Here is a 17,824-nt window from a genome sequence, read left to right on the forward strand (position 1 = left end):
AAATCAGATTCCCAGCTTGGTTTTCATACATTTTGAATACGATGATGCATGCCCACCCTGTTTTTTTGAGCAGACGGGGCAGTGTGACTGCACAGCCAACAACGAGGACTGATGCGTCACATCGTTAGTGCCCGTTCGATAATACTCCACCACCAAGGCATCTTTGTGATCAGCAACCATTTTAGGCGCCACGGTTCCACACACCACACAAGGTAGGCCCTGTACCGAGGCGGTTTGCGCCGTAGTAGGCCCACACGCCGAACTTCGAGCGTAAGGCTTTGTAATGCCAGGTTTTGGAGCAAATTGACTCTTGTCGGGAATACCCAGATTGTTCATCGGAACGGTTTTCCCCGTACCGTCTGGGGTATTCGTCAAGCCTAGAGGGTCAATCCAGCCTGTGGGGTTAGGCGCGTAAGCGTAGGTGTTCAAACCACCTGCATAACCTACCGGGTCCTTGCTTATGAATCGACCGACACCAGGGTCATAGTAGCGATGGCGGTTGTAATGCAGGCCGGTCTCGACATCGTGGTACTGCCCCTGGAAACGTATCGGGTTGGCCAACCCCAACTGCTGTGCTCGAGCGGAACGTTGCTCACGAACCTCTCCCCATGCCTTGTAGTGAGCACTCCAGGCAATCTCACCGTTCTCATCAGTGAGTTCTAATGGTGTCCCCATACGATCGCACTGGTACCAGGCAATCGCATCGAAACTTTGTACAGTCGGTTGGTGATTCCACAAGGGATCGTCGTCGAGCGTGTAGTCGCCAACATAATCGGGCAGTCCTGACAGTTGTATCGAGCCGTTGGAAACAGCCTGGGCTACCGGAATGTAAGTGCCTGGCTCAAAAACGTAATGAACCGTTCTCCCCGTTCCGTCATCTGCTTGAGCAGGACTGCTTTCCCACGCCAGGTTATCTCCGTCCCAGCCAAATAACGTAAAACCGCAGCCTAACTCTCTTTGTTTACGAGCATGTTCGTTGTGATTCCACTGAGACCCTGCCTCTGGACGCTCCTTGTAGTGAGCATTGGAGTTTTTGTACAGGCGCCGGCCCAACGCGTCATAAGCGAAATCGACACTCAAACGTGCATCGTCGAAATTCACCATTCGATCAAACAGATCCCAGCGCATACGGCTGTAACTTCCGTTGTGCCATCGCTGGATAAGATTGCCACGCTCGTCGTACTCATAGTGAGTACCGGCGTATTCACGCAGGAGGTTATCGAGCAACTTGCTGCGCGGCGTGTCCTGATCAAGCGGTCTTCGAACCTGCGTAACCGCGTCATCCAACAGATTACTGGCCGGATCGAATGCAAATGTTTCGGTGCCCAGTCGGCTGACGGCACTGATGAGACGGCCAACCGGGTCGTAGCGGTACGCCAATGGGCCCCGTCGAGTGTCGTTAATCTCGGTCAACTGGCCCACTGCATCGTACTTATACTCGCGCTTGAGTAGAGTCGATTTGTCGTCAGAGTGCCCCAGCAGTTGCTCCTGAAGCCGCCCAGCCGGGTCCCACTTCTGGGTTTGTAGTAGCCGATTACCTTGATGGCGTGCCACTTCACGGTGCAGATCGTCGCGCTCGTATGCAATCAGATCATGATCGTCCAGTCGTAACCCCAGAAGGTGGCCACTTCCGTAGGTCAACCAGCTCACCTTGTGCCCGTCTGGGCGAACCGTCGCTATGCGTAGATTGAGAACGTCGTATTCATGTTTCCAGACAGCGACAAGAGGCTTGTCGAGATCCAGATAGTGCTGGTGTTCACGAATAAGATTGCCGGCAGGATCATGAAACCAGTTCAGGCGACTGTTGCCGTTGCTAGCCATGACCAGACGACCATTTCCGTCATAGGCATACGCTTCACTTTGAGACTCACCGCCCAGATTTGCATGACGATCAGTCAGGCGCCCCATGGAGTCGAAGTTGAACTTGATGACACGCTGGCCATTGAACTTGCTATCCAGGCGCCCGGTTTCAGGATTGTATTGATAGCGAGTCGTGCGTCCGTCGAACCCCCTCTCCTCCAACAAGCGGCCAAGCGGATCGTAGTGAAAGTGGGCGCGTTGTTCGTTCTCGTTCTCCAAGGCAACCAGACGACCCAAACGGTCCCAGCTGTAACGCAGGCTCTGCTCGGCGGCATCTACACGCTCACTGACGAACCCGGCCGCGGTATAACTCCAAGTCGTGCATTGCCCCAATGCATCAACGTGCGCCAGCAGTCGCCCCTCTGCGTCCCGCTCAAAACGCTCTTCCGTTTTGTCAGGATGTTTGATCAGCACCAGCTGACCATTTCTGTATTCGTATTCAGTGCTTTGTCCGGCGGCGTCAGTGAAGCAGATCATCTGGCCACGCGCATCGTACGCCCATGCGCTGGCCTTGCCAGAACAGTCAACGTACTTGGTCAGTTGGCCGGCCTCGTTGTATTCGATCGCTTTTTCATTGCCGTTGGCATCTTTGATGGCAATTGGCAGTCCGGCCTTGTTATAGGCGTACTCCGTCTTGTTGCCTAAAGGATCTATCGCCTCAACAAGGTTGCCGCGGTCGTCATACCCTCTTTGCCACTGACCACCTTCTGCGTCACTGATTTTGATCAGTTGATCATGGTCGTCAAACGCGTAGTACTCGACGCTGTCATCCGGGCGGATGTGTTCAACCATGTTCCCGCGGGCGTCGTAGCTGAAGCGATCGGTACTTCCATCTGTATGAACATGACGAACCAGATTTTTGGCGTCGTCACGAAAGTACCATTCAGAGCGCTCATCCGGATGACGGATGCGATAGGTATAGCCAAGGATGTCGTAGTAATGCCAGGTCTCGTTGCCATACGCGTCCGTCACATAGGTCAAACGAATATTGTCATCCCACTCAAGACGCGTATCGAAGCTGCCATCGTCCGCCCATTCCCGAATAGCCTTTGCGTCGGCGCCACGCCCCTGCCATTCGATGTTCATGCCCCGGGCGGTTCGATCGGTATAGCGAGTGATCAAGTGATGCTCGTACTGATACGACCAAGCGGCTCCATTTTCATCCTGGGCCAGAATCAGATTGCCGAAGGTGTCGTATTGATAACTGCACAGTTGACGCTGAGGCACGCCATCCTTGATCTCCCACAAACCGGTGAGACGTCCGTGATCATCAATTAACGTGCCCAGATGCGAAAGCACTTGAGTGACTTCGTCCTGATAAGTCATCAAGTCCGACAGGATCGATTCGTCACCGTGACGATGCTCGTAATGAAGCATGATCCCGGCACCGTTACGAAGTACAACGCCAGCCAACAGATAGCGCCGACCATGACGGACGTAGGTTTCCTTGCGCTCAAAGCCGTGGCATAACAGCAACTGATCTTCTCTGCTGCGGATCAGCGTGACGTTCTCTATAGGGTCATAGTGAAAAAGTCCGACCTTGGGGAGTGGGTAGTCGTGGCTTCTGCCATCGGAGCCAAAAAAGACCAGACCCTCTTCTCGGCAATCGAAGCGTGTGCTCAGTTCGGTTACCCAGCGTGCACCCAATGAGCCTTGGTCATAGGCATCCAGTCGAGAGTTATAGGTTCTCGACCACTCGATTGGAAAGGCACCGGGCAGACTGAAGTCGATATGACGAAGTAGCTCTGAGCCCAGCGAAAAACTAATACTGTGGCAGGTCCCCGTACAAGCGACGTTCTTGTTTGGATTGGCTGCACCTTTGGCCGGTGCTTGATGACTGGAGGCCTCTAATCGACCTTCCCCGGCCTTGCGTTGTGCCTTGCTAGTCGCATTGGGTTTGACGCTCGCGCTCTGACCATGCCCACGGCGCTTGCGCCACGTCAAAACAGCACCGCTGAGCATTTGCAATAACCAGCCGATCGAATGACGTGTACCTGGATCCCCCAACTTGCTCAGTTGGGTTTTTATCTCAGGCCCCATAGCTCGCAAGGTTCCGGTATGCGTCAACACCAGCTTCTTGGCTTGATCCGGAAGCAGATTCCTGGCTGCACTGTTGGCGACACCCTTACCTACTGCTTTGTAAGCACTGAAGGCGGCACCAAAAATGTTCCCGATGGCCGCTTTAGGATCACTGAGCAGTTGATTGCCCGCCGTGGTGATTTTCTGACTGGCCGCGCGTGCATCGCCTTTCGCGTCAAGCTTGCCGTTGACGACGGCCTCAAGCCCTTTGGCAATTTCGCTGACCGCGCTTTCGCCCAGTTTTCCAGCGTCAGCGAGTATCCCGGAAAGCTTTCCTTGGGCTTGTTTGACGAAGTCATCAATCGTGCCGACGATGGTTGCATTCAAATGACCGACCAATACTTCAATCATTGAATCGCCCAACAGCATTTTGACGCTGTTGCGCAGTTCCTGACGAACAAGAAACAGGGTCGGACGCAAGCTCATGCGCGCTGCAGCCATCGTGGGAGGCGCGGGCAAGACACCAATCAGGTTGATGCCCAGGCTCACCCAGTCGAGCAGTTCGCGCTGCTTGCTTTTGGTGAGGGTCACGATATCGCCAAGCGCATCAACCAGCGCCATGATGTTGCCGACAACAGGCAGGGCTCCAGCTACACCCTTGATACGATCCAGCGTAACCACATCGCCACTGATAGATCGCAGCCAGGCATCAAATCGAGCCGCACCGCGCCCGACATCCTGCACATCCAGAGTGTTCAACGGTACAACGGCGACCTGTGGTTCACGTTTTTGCGCACCGGCTGCTTCAGTCATGACAGTACTTCTCCGGTCAGGAGGCTTGGAGTTTTAACAACAGATTTCGAAATCGTCGGCGCTGGCAGACTCGGCAATTTGCCCGCCTTGCTCGCCGCTCCAAGAAGACCCGAAGCACTCGGCAACGCCGCACTCGCCAGCTTCGGCAACCCGGCCACCCCGCCCTGCACCACACCTTTCACTTGCTGCGCTGTTTGCATCGCGCCTTGCGCCGTCTGCATCACACTCATCCCTGTTTGCGCCATGTCCTTGCCCTTCTCCAACATCTCCCAACTCTTGCTCGGCAACACCTGCGCGACCATCGCCTGCACCTGACTCGGTACTTCTTCGGCCCCCGGTGGATTCAACGGCCACTCCGGTTTGCCGATGTAACTGCCATCGCTCCAGGTATCCGCCGGATCCTTGCCGAACAGCACACGCGCCGGCCCCGGTGCAGCGCCGGCGACGCTGGCGAAACCCTTGCCGTCGAGCTTGCCCTTGATGCTTTTGCCCAGCGCATCGATGACTTCGTAATCGCCGTCCTTGATGCCTTGGCGCCCGGCGTATTGGTTGAACAATTCCAGATTGCCTTTGCCCGGCTTCGGCGGTTCCGGGAACACGCCGGCGAGACTTTTCGCGCCGGTGTAGGCGAAGTTCGCCGCGTGCGCGGTGTACGGGCCGCTGGTGGCGTGGGTGATGCCGCCGGCGTTGTAGGTGGTGGCGCTGCCGCCGCCCTGGATCACCAGTTCGGTCTTGGCGGTGATGGTGATGCGGTCGGCATTGGCGGTGATGTTGAGTTTGGCCAGCAGGTTGATGCTGTCCTTCAGCGCTCGTACGTCGATGTCGCCGGACGCGGCTACCAGACGCCAGCCCATGCTCTGCACGAACAGGCGCATGCCACGGCTGGCACTGGCGAGCAGGCGTTTGCCGATCGACAGGCTGGTGTGGCCGGTGCTGCTCAGCGCCAGGTGTTCGCCGGTGGCAATGTGGCTGGAGCGTGGCGTGGTCAGGGCGATGCCGGCCGGGCTGGCGAGGACCAGATGCGGTTCGGTGAATTCGGGGAATTCGTTGGCGGTGAGGTTCGCCGGACCGCTGCCGAGTACGCCTTGATGCTGGGCGTGCAACGCTTTGGCGACGTCGTCCTGATCGCCGGCTTCCTGGGCTTGCAGCTCTTTGGCTTGAACGGCGAATCCATCTTGCTGATCGCTGGCGGTGGCGAGGCGTTCAGCGGTTTCCGGCAGATCCTTGTGGTGCTTGGATTCGTTCGGACGCGGCTCAGTGGTGATGAGCAGACCGGCCGCCGCACGCACCGCACCGTGGCGGTCGGTTCTTAGCTCAAAACCTTCACCGCGCGGCTGACCACCGCTCGGGCGCGGATGGGTCAGATAGCCGAGGTTGATCGCACTCGCGCCGTGGTCGCTGCGCAACGCGATGCTGATCTCGCTGGTGGTATCGTCGATGCGCAGTTCGTTGGCGCGGCTGCCCTTGTATTCCTTGCTCTTGACCGTGGCCAGGGTCTTGAAATCCGGCAGTTTGTACGGCGGCAGATTGGCGCCGTGGTACAGGCAACCGGTGATCAGCGGCTGATCGGGATCGCCCTCGAGGAAGGTGATCAACACCTCCATGCCGACCCGTGGAATATTGATCGAGCCAAAGGTTTCGGCCGCCCAGCTCGACGCCACACGCATCCAGCAACTGGTCATGTCGTCGTGCTTGCCTTCGCGGTCCCAGAAGAACTGCACCTTCACCCGGCCGTATTGGTCGCAGTAGATCTCTTCGCCTTCAGGGCCGCAGACCACCGCGCTTTGCGTGCCGAGGACTTTCGGTTTCGGGTGATCGAGCGGCGGACGGTACGGCACGTCCCACGGAATCGCGCTGAAGCGGTTGCGATAGCCTTGGTGGAAATCGTCCTTGAGATCGGTGGTGTCGCTGGTCACCGACTCTTCCAGCACTTGCGGTTGCTTGCCTTCGTGGAAGATTTCGGTGAGCAGCCAGAGGTCGTTCCAGGTCGAGTTGGCGTGCTCGGTCAGGGCGAGGAAATGTCCGCTGACGAGGATCGGCTGATCGCTATTGCCCTCGGCCAGTCGATAGTCGCTGCGATGGCGTTCCAGCGCGCGATTGGCCAGGTGTTTGCCGCGCTCGCGATCAACGAAACGGCCCGGGTAATCGTAGTCTTCGAGGTCTGGCTGAGCCGAACTCTTGGCGTCGCTTTCCAGCTCGATCTTCGGTTTGACGAAGTCGTAATCGCGGCGCGTGGTGCGGCTGGTACGCGTGGCCAAACGCAGGCCGAAACGCTTGACCACCGGTTTGTCGGCGACCAGTCCGGAGTCCTGCTGATAGGCCACTGGCGCGAGCTTCGGGAACACCGTCTGGTCATCGCCGAAAGTCAGTTTGTGGCCGCTGGACGTGTGCTGGAAGTGGTAGTGAATGCCCTCTTCTTCACACAGGCGCTGGATGAAATCCAGGTCGGACTCGTCGTACTGCACGCAGTAGATGCGCTCGGGGTAAATCGCGCTGAGTTGGAAGTGGTAATCGCTGGCGAGGATGCCGTGTTCTTCCAGCACTTGGCTGATGATCTGCTGCACGGTCATCTGCTGGAAAATGCGCTGGTTGACCCGGTGCGCGAGGTACGCCAGTTGCGGGCGCAGGGAAATCTTGTAGCGCGTCAGGCGCTTGCCCGCCTCGCCCTGGGCGATGCTGTAGACCAGCCCGTGAATGCCAGTGCCGGTTGGCGACAGCTGAAGAAATGCCAGTTTGTGCAGCACGCTTTCGAGGTTGATCGAGGCCTTTTCGCTGACCAGTTCCAGCTCGAATTCGAATGGCGTGTTGAGGGCCTCACGACCGGTAAACGACAGCACCTGGAAATCGCTGTCGATGCCATCGACGGTCAGATTGAAATGAGGCTGGTTGGCCGGTGAGAACATCCCTTGTTCCTCGCGCAGTGCTGCAACACGCCTCAGGGTGCAAGAGCCTGAGGCGAAGAATTCCTTGATCGAACAGTGAACTCGACCAGTCAGACTGGTCGAGTCGGTATCACTATCAGCCGCGATTAAACGACCGGAGCACGCCAGTCATCGGAACCCGAAGTACCGGAGACTTCGTGGGTCCAGGTGATTTTACGGTAGGTGAACTGCACTTCTTCCAGATGGGTGAAGTGCGCGTTGCCTGGATCCTGGCAGTTGTGCATTTTGTTGTTGATGGCGACGATGATCGCGTCTTCCAGTTTGGTGGTGTAGTAGTGCTCTTGGGTGCCTTGCGCCGAAGTGCGGTACCACTGGATAACGATTTCGCTCATGCGCTCGCCGGAGGTCAGAGCCGCTTGCAGCAGAGGCGAAGCCTTGTCGTAGACCTTGGTGATGACCACTGGCTTGTGCACGCGCTGACCGGTTGGCTGACCGGATTGCGGGTCACGCGGGATGATCACGTCGTGGGTGAAAGCCTGCACCATGACCTGGTCTTCATGACCTTCCTGAAAGGTGTTGCCAACGGAGTCGGCGGTGAATGCGCCGGCAGTGATCAGACCTTGTTTTTCGCCAGTAACGGACATGTACGCTGGTGTTGCCATGGGGATGCTCTCCTTGCTTAAAACACACAACCGACAGGCACCATTGCCTGTCCGGGCAGGCTTGAGCTATCAAACTCCATGCCAGCTATCACAAAACCATTACTCTTCAACGCCTTAAACAAACAGCCCGTACGCCGACCTTTGAATAAACGAGATTAAACAAATAAAAGTGCGCAACTTTTTGCGCAGTGGTGTGCAAGAAGTTGCGCACTTGTCTGAAAGCCGCGGTTCATAAGGCCTGCACAGACTTTCCCGGATGAAAACAGGCCAGGTACTGCGCAACTTCTTGCGCACTTCACCGCACGCAGCCATTTGATACACCACATTACAAATGATGTACCTCAAAGCCTATTTATCAATCTTGCGTGGCTTCTTAAAGTTCACTCCAACAGCGGCCCATCATCCTGACGGGCTGGCCAGTGGAGCGATCCCCATGCCTTTCATCAGCGTACGCATCACCCGTGACGGCGTGACCCGGGAGCAAAAAGCCCAGGTCATCAAGGAAATCACCGAAACGATGCAGCGGGTGCTGCACAAGGATCCGAAACTCACCCACATCGTGATCGAAGAAGTCGACACCGATAACTGGGGTTATGCCGGCATCACCACCACCGAATATCGCCAACAGTTGGCGGACTCGCAGTCATGAGCCGGGCCGTGAAAATCGATTTCGTCTCGGATGTCGTTTGCCCCTGGTGTGCGTTGGGCGCCACCGCTCTGGAGCAAGCGATCCGCAACCTGGCAGGCGAAGTCGACGTGGAGCTGACCTACAAACCGTTCGAACTGAACCCCGACATGCCCGCCGAAGGTGAGCACGCCATCGAGCACATGATGCGCAAATACGGGCGCAGCGCTGAGCAAGTGGCGGATCGCAACGCGATGATCATTGAGCGCGGCGAGCAGATCGGTTTTCACTTCGACCTGGAAAAACGCAGCCATTTCCACAACACCTTCGACGCCCATCGACTGCTGTTCTGGGCCGCCACACAAGGACGTCAGCGTGAGTTGAAGCAGGCGCTGCTCAAGGCCTACTTCACTGACGGCCTGAACCCGAATGACCACGCCACGCTGGTGACACTGGCAGGCGCAGTCGGACTCGACAGCCAGCGTGCACAAGAGGTGCTGGCCAACGCTGAGTTCAGCCAACCAGTGCGCGAACTCGAACGGTTTTACCAGCAACGCGGCATCGATTCGGTTCCGGCCATGGTCCTCGATGACAAACAGGTCATCCCCGGTTCCCAGTCCGTTGCTTATTACCAGCAAGCGTTACGTCAGGCCGCACAGGTTGCGGCTCACGCCTGACCTTCGAAATCCGTTTATTCAAACCATCCAGATTGCATGAGGAAACATCATGAGCACGTCCAAGAAAGTTGTAGTGATTACCGGCGCCTCGCAAGGCATTGGCGCAGGTCTGGTCAAGGGATTCCGTGAGCGCGGCTATCAGGTTGTCGCGACCTCGCGCTCGATCAAGCCTTCCACTGACCCGGACATTCTCGCCGTCGCCGGTGACATTGCCGACCCGCAAACCGCCGAACGGGTGATCCGCGAAGCCGTTGCACGCTTCGGTCGTATCGACACGCTGGTGAATAACGCCGGGATTTTCGTCGCCAAGCCCTTCACCGAATACAGCAAAGAAGACTACGCACAAGTAGTGGCGACCAACATGAGCGGCTTTTTCCACATCTCGCAATTGGCCATTGCCGAAATGGAGAAAAATGCCAGCGGCCACATCGTCAGCGTTACCACCAGTCTGGTCGACCACGCGATTGACGGCGTACCGTCGGTGCTCGCTTCGCTGACCAAGGGTGGCATCAACGCGGCGACCAAATCCCTGGCCATCGAGTACGCCAAGCGCGGCATTCGGGTCAACGCGGTGTCGCCGGGCATCATCAAGACACCGATGCACGGCGAAGAAACCCACGCCGCCCTCGGTAGCCTGCATCCGGTTGGTCATATGGGCGAAATCGACGACATCGTGCAAGCGATCCTTTATCTGGACAACGCGAACTTCGTCACCGGCGAAATCCTCCATGTCGACGGTGGTCAGAGCGCTGGCCACTGAAACCGCCGCACAGCACTGCCGGTGTGTACCGGCGGTGCCGCTTCATGAGATAAGGCGGAGGATGAAATGTCAGTTGATCCTCGGTGTACTCACATGAAGCGCCACTTTGATGACTTGCAACTGGGCAGTATCGAACTGTTCTGCCTCGCCGCTGAAGCCGGCAGTTTCACCGCTGCCGCCCAGCTTGCGGGTGTAACGCCGGCCGCCGTGAGCCGGTCGATTCTGCGTCTGGAACAGCGCTTGGGATCGCGCCTGTTTGCGCGAACCACGCGCAGCATTCGCTTGACCGAAGCTGGCAGAAACTTTTTCGTCCAGTGCAGCCAGGCGCTGACGCAACTGGTCGAAGCGCAACAGGAAGTCATGGGCGCACAGACGTCACCCTCAGGGCTGTTGCGCATCAGCCTGCCCACCACTTATGGGCATCACCGTATCCTGCCGCTGCTGCCAAAATTCCGCGCGCTCTACCCCGACGTCACCGTCGACATCCACTTGGGCAACCGCAATATCGACTTTGTCGGCGAAGGCTACGATCTGGCAATCCGCGTCCGCGCCCAACCGGATTCGACCATGGTCGCGCGCCTGCTGGAGGATGCAAAACTGGTGGTGGTCGCCTCTCCCGACTATCTGAAAAAGGCTGGCGTACCGCAGACGCTTGAGGATCTGGTGCAACACGAATGCATTCAGTTCGAACTGCCGAGCAGCGGACGGCGAATATCTTGGCTGTTCCAGGAAAACGGCGATGATCGGGAAGTGATTTCCGAGGGAGGCTACTCCTGCTCAGACGATGTGCTTGGCGGCGTCACCCTGGCCCAACACGGCGCGGGGGTCTTCCAGACGTACAAGTTCATCGTCGAAAAGGAGCTGGCCGACGGCAGCCTCGTTGAGGTGCTACAGCCTTACGCCGGGCGTTCGCGACCTTACACCTTGCTCTACCCGCACGGCCGCTATGTGCCGCAACGGGTCAGGGCGTTTGTCGATTTTCTGCTGCAGTTTCGTGATGAGTGGGCCGGGGCTTAGCGCTGAAGTCCACGCGGTGGCAGTCACTGCAGTTCAATGCCGCAGCAATTTGCGCAGCGGCACGCCATCCTTGAGTACGGGCGACTTGATGACGATGTAACTGAAGTACTTGGAAATGCCGATATTTTTGTCCAGCAAGCTTTCGATCACTTCCTGATAATGCTGGATGCTGCGGGTCATGAAGCGCACCAGATAATCGTAGCCGCCGCTGATCAGATGACATTCAAGCACTTCGTCGACCAAACGAATATTCGATTCGAATTTGGCGAAATCCTCGCGTTTGTGATCGCTCAAGGTGATTTCGGTAAACACCGTGACCGAGTCGGTGATCTTCGCCAGATTCAGGTGCGCTTTGTAGCTGGAAATATAACCCGCTGATTCCAGTCGCTTGACCCGTTGCAGACACGGACTGGCCGACAGCCCGACGGCATCGGCCAGGCTGACGTTGGTCATGCGGCCATCCTTCTGCAACTCGACCAGAATGCTGATGTCGATCCGGTCCAGTTTTACTATCCCTTCCATTGCATACCTCTGACTGCCATTTGTAGGACAATCTTCTAGCAAAATCAGCGCCGTAATGACAGCTGATGCTGAGTCACCAGGTCCGCCATGCTGTTGATGCAGTATTGCGCTGAGCAGGGCGTGGGTTGCCTGCCCCGATCACGACTGATCAGGCACACGTCATTCTCCGACCCTCGGCGCGCACCTGCGCGCGTGATATGGAGAATATCGCCCGGTACCAGTGCGTTGGCGCTCAGCCAATTGGCGTCCTGCAACGGTGCGTCAGCCAATGAAATGAAGTCGTCGGCATTGATCCCCAAACGCTCGCACAGCGGGCCACGATCTTCGGCATCGCGGTCACCCTGGACCAGCAGGCGGTAGAACTTGCGCAGGTACAACATCGCACCTGGCGCGTCTTCGAACAATGACCATGCCGCCACCGACCGGGCAAAGCTCATGCCCTCCTCCCAACTGGCATTCAAGCCCCAGCGTTCGGCGAGTTGACGATGGGCGAAACACAACATGCCACTGAAGCCTAGCTCAGCGAAACGCGGATACAGCGCATGCAGCACTTCACGGTATTCAGCCAGAACCTGATCCTTGTCCGGATGACCACCCCGACTGACCAGCAGCGGTAGCAATGCCGTCCAGACCCCCGAGTCGCGGTCGACCAGCGCTTCATCGCAATCAATGAGCAACGCTCGATAATCAATCAGTCCCATGGCGTGCGAAGCCTCCAATGATGCATTCCATCCGTCCATGCTCCACAAATGCTCACAAGCGATGCGCTGGCGCACCGCCGCGAGCGCACAGGCACTCAGTTCAAGACGCGTGCCAAGGCGCTTTCGAGAATCTGCAAGGCTTCGTCGATCTGCGTCGGCGTGGCCACCAGTGGCGCGAGAAAACGCAGAACATTGCGGTGCACACCGCACTTGATCACCAGCAAGCCGCCCTTGCGCGCCTCATCGATCAAGCGCTGATTCAGATCCGCATCGGGTGTACGCGCGTCGTCAGGCTTGATCAACTCGATCGCCAGCATGAAACCGGTACCGCGCACGTCGCCGATTTGCGCGTAACAGCTCTGCAACTGCAACAAACCGTGACGCAAGCGCTCGCCCAGCGCCTCGCCGCGTGCCAGCAACTGCTCCTCTTCAAAGGCCTCGATCACCGCCAGCGCAGCTGCGCATGACAACGCGTTGCCGCCGTAAGTGCCACCCAGACCTCCGGGCAACGGCGCGTCCATGATGGCCGCTTTACCGACCACCCCCGACAGCGGCAAACCACCGGCCAGACTTTTCGCCACGGTTACCAGATCAGGCTGGATGCCCGCGTGCTGGAAACCGAACCATTTGCCCGTGCGGCCGAACCCCGTCTGGATTTCATCGAGAATCAGCACGATGCCGTGCTTTTCGGTCAGCGCGCGCAGGGCCTGGAGGAACTCGGCCGGTGCCGCAAGAAAGCCGCCGTCGCCTTGCACGGGTTCGATGATGATGGCAGCCACCCGCTCAGGCGCCACTTGCGTTGCGAACAGTTCCTCGAGGGCCTTGAGCGCCATGTCACTGGTCAGGCCGCGATAGGCATTCGGGTAAGGCGTGTGAAAAACCTCCGGTGCAAACGGGCCGAAGTTCTGTTTGTAAGGCTGGCTCATGCCGGTCAGCGTGGTGCCCAGCAAGGTACGACCATGGAAGCCGCCACGAAAGGCAATCACCGCCGAACGGCCGGTGTGAGCCCTGGCGATTTTCACTGCGTTCTCGACCGCTTCGGCGCCGGAGGTGAAGAACGCGGCCTTATAGGCTTGCTGGCCGCCGATCATTTCACACAGGCGCTGGGCCAGATCCAGATAAGGTTGATAGGCGACCACCTGGAAACAGGCGTGCGAAATCTTGTGCAATTGCTGCTGCACCGCCGCCACCACCTTGGGATGGTTGTGACCAATGTTCAACACGCCGATGCCGCCGACAAAATCCAGGTAGCGCTTGCCGTCCACGTCCCACAACTCGGCGCCCTGGCCGCGATCAATCACCAATGGGTGAGCGGTAACCAGGCCACGCGGCACGAATTGATCGCGCTGACGGAGCAAATGAGGGGTGTCGTCGACTTTGCTATTCATGGCATTTCCCATCGTGAGACCGGCAACCTGGAGGTGGTTGCGATGGTGTTCAGATTAAGGCTTGCGCGAAACGAACTACGCCGAACTTCCCCCCTGAGAAATTCGGATCGACTGTTTTGACCCTGCCAAACGGCAGATTCCTTCAGCCCGCCGAATCTGCCGCCGTCACGTTCATCGAGCGTGACGCAGACCGTTTGCACTGACGCTTTCGACAGATCCTGCGCCGGCATTGCGCGATCATGAAAGCACCTACCCCTTTCAGGAATTGCTCATGGCCCTGCTTTATAAAGCTGACCCGGTACGCGGCGAACAGTGGCAAGCGTTGTTCGCCGAACACGCCCCGGACATCGAATGGCGCGCCTGGCCAGATATCGGCGATCCGGCCGACATTGATTACCTGGCTGCGTGGCAAGCGCCGGACGATCTGGCTGCGGTGTTGCCAAACCTGAAAGTGTTGTTCGCGCTGTCGGCCGGTGTCGATCAACTCGATCTGAGCCGCCTTCCACCCAGCCTGCCGGTGGTGCGCCTGCTTGATCCCGGCATCACCCGTGGCATGTGCGAATACGCCAGTTTCGCCGTGCTCTGCCTGCACCGCGACATGTTGCGTTACCGTCAGCAACAAATCGCGCGTTGCTGGCAGGCGCATATGCTGCAACCGGCGCACACGCGGCGGGTCGGGGTAATGGGGCTCGGTGCGCAGGCGCAACAGATTCTGGCGACGTTGCAGCCGCTGGGGTTCGCGTTGAAAGGCTGGGCGCGCAGCCGCCATCAAATTGCCGGCGTGGATTGCTTCGCGGGTGACGCGCAACTGTCGGCGTTTCTCAGCCAGTGCGACATTCTCCTGTGCGTGTTACCGCTGACCGAACAGACCCAAGGCATTCTTGATCGTGACGTGTTCCGGCAACTGCCGCACGGTGCGGCGCTGATCAATATGGGCCGTGGTGGGCATCTGGTGGAAAGCGATCTGTTGCAAGCACTGGACAGCGGACAGCTCAGTGGCGCGGTGCTTGATGTATTACAAGAAGAACCAGCACCGGCGGATCATCCGTTCTGGGCGCATCCAAAGATTCTGCTGACGCCGCACATTGCGGCGATGACGCAACCGCAAAGCGCATTTGCAGTGTTGCTGGAAAACATTCGCCGGTTTCAGCGCGGGGAGCCAATGACGGGCCAGATCGACCGCCAGCAGGGTTACTGAAAACATCGATAACCCAGGTGTGCGAGCCTGCTCACGAATGCGCATCGTCAGTTGATCGTCTCCGGGCTGACACCGCTTTCGCGAGCAGGCTCGCTTCCCCAGGCTGATTGACGTGGGCTTAAAGGATGTCGGCGATGGCTTTACCGACGTCTTGCGTCGCGCCTTTTCCGCCGAGATCCGGGGTAATCGGGCCGTCGGCAATCACCTGCTCGATTGCCCGCAATATCCCGTCATGCGCGGCCCGATAACGCTCATCACCGTTGCCGAGAAAATCGAGCATCAACGCACCGGACCAGATCATCGCAATCGGATTGGCAATGTTCTGCCCGTAGATATCCGGCGCCGAACCATGCACCGGTTCGAACAACGAGGGAAAACGCCGCTCAGGATCGAGGTTGGCCGAAGGCGCAATGCCGATGGTTCCGGCACATGCCGGCCCCAGGTCGGACAGGATGTCGCCAAACAGATTCGAGGCCACGACCACATCAAATCGATCCGGTTGCAAGACGAACCGTGCGCAGAGGATATCGATGTGTTGCTTGTCCCAGGTAACTTGCGGGTAGTTCGCCGCCATCAACGCGGTGCGCTCGTCCCAGTAGGGCATGCTGATGGAAATGCCGTTGGACTTGGTCGCCGCCGTCAGACGCTGGCGCGGACGGGTCTGGGCCAGATCGAAGGCAAATTTCAGAATTCGGTCGACACCGCGACGGGTGAACACTGACTCTTGCAGCACGAACTCATGCTCGGTGCCTTCGAACATTTTTCCGCCTACCGAGGAATACTCGCCCTCCGTGTTCTCGCGGATCACCACGAAGTCGATGTCGCCCGGTTCGCGCCCGGCCAGCGGGCACGGGACACCGGGAAACAGACGCACCGGACGGATATTCACGTATTGGTCGAAATCACGGCGAAACTTCAGCAGTGATCCCCACAACGAAATGTGATCGGGCACCTTGTCCGGCCAGCCGACCGCGCCGAAATAAATCGCGTCGAAGCCCTTGAGCTGCTCAAACCAGTCATCGGGCATCATCTGCCCATGCTCCAGGTAGTAATCGCAGTTGGCCCATTCAAGAACTTCAATGTTCAAGTCCAACTGCCATTTTTTCGCAGCCTTCTCCAGCACACGCAAACCTTCGGGCAACACTTCCTTGCCAATGCCGTCGCCGGCAATCGCGGCGATCTTGAATGCCTTGCTCATTGAACCTGCCTCCCCATGCACGTGAATTACAGCCCGCCGATGTGGAAGGCTTTGACTTCAAGGTATTCATCCAGGCCGTACTTGCTGCCCTCGCGGCCCAGCCCCGATTGCTTGATACCGCCGAACGGCGCGACATCCATGGAGATGATTCCGGTATTAAGGCCGACCATGCCGAACTCCAGCGCTTCGCCGAACCGCCAGGAGCGGCGCAGATCCTGGGTGAAATAGTAGGCACCCAAGCCATACGGCGTGGCATTGGCCAGAGCGAGGGCTTGTGCCTCATTGTCAAACCGCATCAACGGCGCCACCGGGCCGAAGGTTTCTTCGTTGGCCAGCAGCATGCCGGCATGGGCATCGCCCAGAACGGTGGGTTGCACGAACTGGCTGCTGGCATCAGGCATGCCGCCACAGAGCAAACGCGCGCCCTGGGTCAGCGCATCGTCAATGTGCCGCGCGACTTTGCTTACTGCGGCCGGGTTGATCAGCGGGCCAATCGTGACATCAGCTTCCAGGCCATTACCAACCTTGAGCTTGCCGACCTCTTCCACCAGTCGCTGAGCGAAGCGTTCATAGATGCCGTTTTGCACAAGGATGCGGTTGGCACACACGCAAGTCTGGCCGGCATTGCGAAATTTGCTGAGCATGACCCCGGCCACGGCCTGCTCCAGATCGGCGTCATCGAAGACAATGAAGGGCGCGTTACCGCCCAACTCCAGACTCAAGCGCTTGATGTGCTCGGCGCTCTGGCGCATCAGCAAACGGCCTACAGGGGTCGAGCCGGTAAAGGAGATCTTGCGAACTGTCGGGTTGCCAGTCAGCTCTTCACCAATGCCGGCGGGCATTCCGGTCACCACATTGAACACACCGGCCGGAATACCGACACGTTCTGCCAATATCGCCAGCGCCAGCGCCGACAGCGGTGTGAGATCCGACGGTTTGACAATGATCGGGCAACCCGCCGCCAGCGCCGGCGCGCATTTTCGGGTGATCATCGCATTGGGGAAGTTCCACGGCGTGATCGCCGCGCAGACGCCGACCGGTTGTTTCAAGGTCAGCAGCCGACGGTCGCCGCCAGGTGCCGGCATGGTTTCGCCGTAGACACGGCGGGCCTCTTCAGCGAACCACTTGACGAACCCGGCACCGTAGCGGATTTCGCCTTTGGCCTCGTTCAGCGGCTTGCCCTGTTCGCAGGTCATGATCAGTGCCAGATCATCGAGGTTGTCGACCATGGCCTGATACCAACGCTCAAGCAAAGTGGCGCGTTCGGCGGCCGGGCGCGCACGCCAGGCGGGCCAGGCCTTGTCGGCGGCCTCGATGGCGCGGCGGGTCTCCGCGCCTTGCATGGCCGGCACCCGGGCAAGCAACTGACCGCTGGCCGGATCAATAACGTCGAGGGTCGCGGCGTCATCGGCGCCGATCCACTGCCCGTTTATATAAGCGAGTTCTGCCAAAAGGCTGGAGTCTTTCAAACGATTCTTGAGCATGGTCGAGTCCTGATTCGA

General features: G+C 58.3%; 13 protein-coding genes. 5 read left to right on the forward strand and 8 right to left on the reverse strand.

Annotation, left to right across the window (positions count from 1 at the left end; translation table 11 throughout):
• Positions 1–3: 3 nt before the first annotated feature.
• The 3 genes from ACI514_RS12870 to ACI514_RS12880 form a co-directional block, all read right to left on the reverse strand.
• A complete protein-coding gene (locus ACI514_RS12870; protein WP_405123981.1) occupies positions 4–4,692 on the reverse strand; it encodes an RHS repeat-associated core domain-containing protein in 4,689 nt (1,562 codons plus the stop codon).
• Positions 4,689–7,595, reverse strand: a complete 2,907-nt coding sequence (locus ACI514_RS12875; protein ID WP_405123982.1) for a type VI secretion system tip protein VgrG — start codon at positions 7,593–7,595, stop codon at positions 4,689–4,691. The genes ACI514_RS12870 and ACI514_RS12875 overlap by 4 nt, the downstream gene beginning before the upstream one ends.
• Positions 7,596–7,720: 125 nt before the next feature.
• Entirely contained in the window at positions 7,721–8,236 is a 516-nt protein-coding gene (locus ACI514_RS12880) for an Hcp family type VI secretion system effector (RefSeq protein ID WP_008084998.1), read from the reverse strand.
• Between the two features lie 433 nt (positions 8,237–8,669).
• Here ACI514_RS12880 and ACI514_RS12885 point away from each other — a divergent pair, with 433 nt between their 5' ends.
• The 4 genes from ACI514_RS12885 (at position 8,670) to ACI514_RS12900 (ending at position 11,315) form a co-directional block, all read left to right on the forward strand.
• Positions 8,670–8,885, forward strand: a complete 216-nt coding sequence (locus tag ACI514_RS12885; RefSeq protein ID WP_016987787.1) for a 4-oxalocrotonate tautomerase family protein — start codon at positions 8,670–8,672, stop codon at positions 8,883–8,885.
• Positions 8,882–9,538, forward strand: coding sequence for a DsbA family oxidoreductase (locus ACI514_RS12890; protein ID WP_405123983.1), 657 nt, complete (start codon positions 8,882–8,884; stop codon positions 9,536–9,538). Before ACI514_RS12885 ends, ACI514_RS12890 begins: the two co-directional genes overlap by 4 nt.
• A 49-nt stretch (positions 9,539–9,587) precedes the next feature.
• Complete coding sequence (locus ACI514_RS12895; RefSeq protein WP_405123984.1) at positions 9,588–10,298, forward strand: SDR family NAD(P)-dependent oxidoreductase; 711 nt, start codon at positions 9,588–9,590, stop codon at positions 10,296–10,298.
• Positions 10,299–10,391: 93 nt separating this feature from the next.
• Positions 10,392–11,315 (forward strand): LysR family transcriptional regulator, encoded by a 924-nt coding sequence (locus ACI514_RS12900; RefSeq protein WP_405123985.1) that lies wholly within the window; start codon positions 10,392–10,394, stop codon positions 11,313–11,315.
• A gap of 33 nt (positions 11,316–11,348) precedes the next feature.
• Here the strand turns inward: ACI514_RS12900 and ACI514_RS12905 are convergent, their stop codons facing one another.
• The 3 genes from ACI514_RS12905 to gabT form a co-directional block, all read right to left on the reverse strand.
• A complete protein-coding gene (locus ACI514_RS12905) occupies positions 11,349–11,837 on the reverse strand; it encodes an Lrp/AsnC family transcriptional regulator (RefSeq protein ID WP_016987783.1) in 489 nt (162 codons plus the stop codon).
• Positions 11,838–11,881: 44 nt separating this feature from the next.
• Positions 11,882–12,538, reverse strand: a complete 657-nt coding sequence (locus ACI514_RS12910) for a 2-haloalkanoic acid dehalogenase (RefSeq protein WP_123594368.1) — start codon at positions 12,536–12,538, stop codon at positions 11,882–11,884.
• Positions 12,539–12,633: 95 nt separating this feature from the next.
• Complete coding sequence (gene gabT, locus ACI514_RS12915) at positions 12,634–13,926, reverse strand: 4-aminobutyrate--2-oxoglutarate transaminase (RefSeq protein WP_405123986.1); 1,293 nt, start codon at positions 13,924–13,926, stop codon at positions 12,634–12,636.
• Positions 13,927–14,197: 271 nt separating this feature from the next.
• Here gabT and ACI514_RS12920 point away from each other — a divergent pair, with 271 nt between their 5' ends.
• Complete coding sequence (locus tag ACI514_RS12920; protein ID WP_405123987.1) at positions 14,198–15,124, forward strand: 2-hydroxyacid dehydrogenase; 927 nt, start codon at positions 14,198–14,200, stop codon at positions 15,122–15,124.
• Positions 15,125–15,242: 118 nt separating this feature from the next.
• Here the strand turns inward: ACI514_RS12920 and ACI514_RS12925 are convergent, their stop codons facing one another.
• Positions 15,243–16,322 (reverse strand): tartrate dehydrogenase, encoded by a 1,080-nt coding sequence (locus ACI514_RS12925; protein WP_016987779.1) that lies wholly within the window; start codon positions 16,320–16,322, stop codon positions 15,243–15,245.
• 26 nt (positions 16,323–16,348) lie between these two features.
• Positions 16,349–17,806, reverse strand: a complete 1,458-nt coding sequence (locus ACI514_RS12930) for an NAD-dependent succinate-semialdehyde dehydrogenase (protein WP_405123988.1) — start codon at positions 17,804–17,806, stop codon at positions 16,349–16,351.
• Positions 17,807–17,824: the final 18 nt, after the last annotated feature.

The organism is Pseudomonas sp. M20, from assembly GCF_045037865.1.
Lineage (GTDB): Bacteria > Pseudomonadota > Gammaproteobacteria > Pseudomonadales > Pseudomonadaceae > Aquipseudomonas.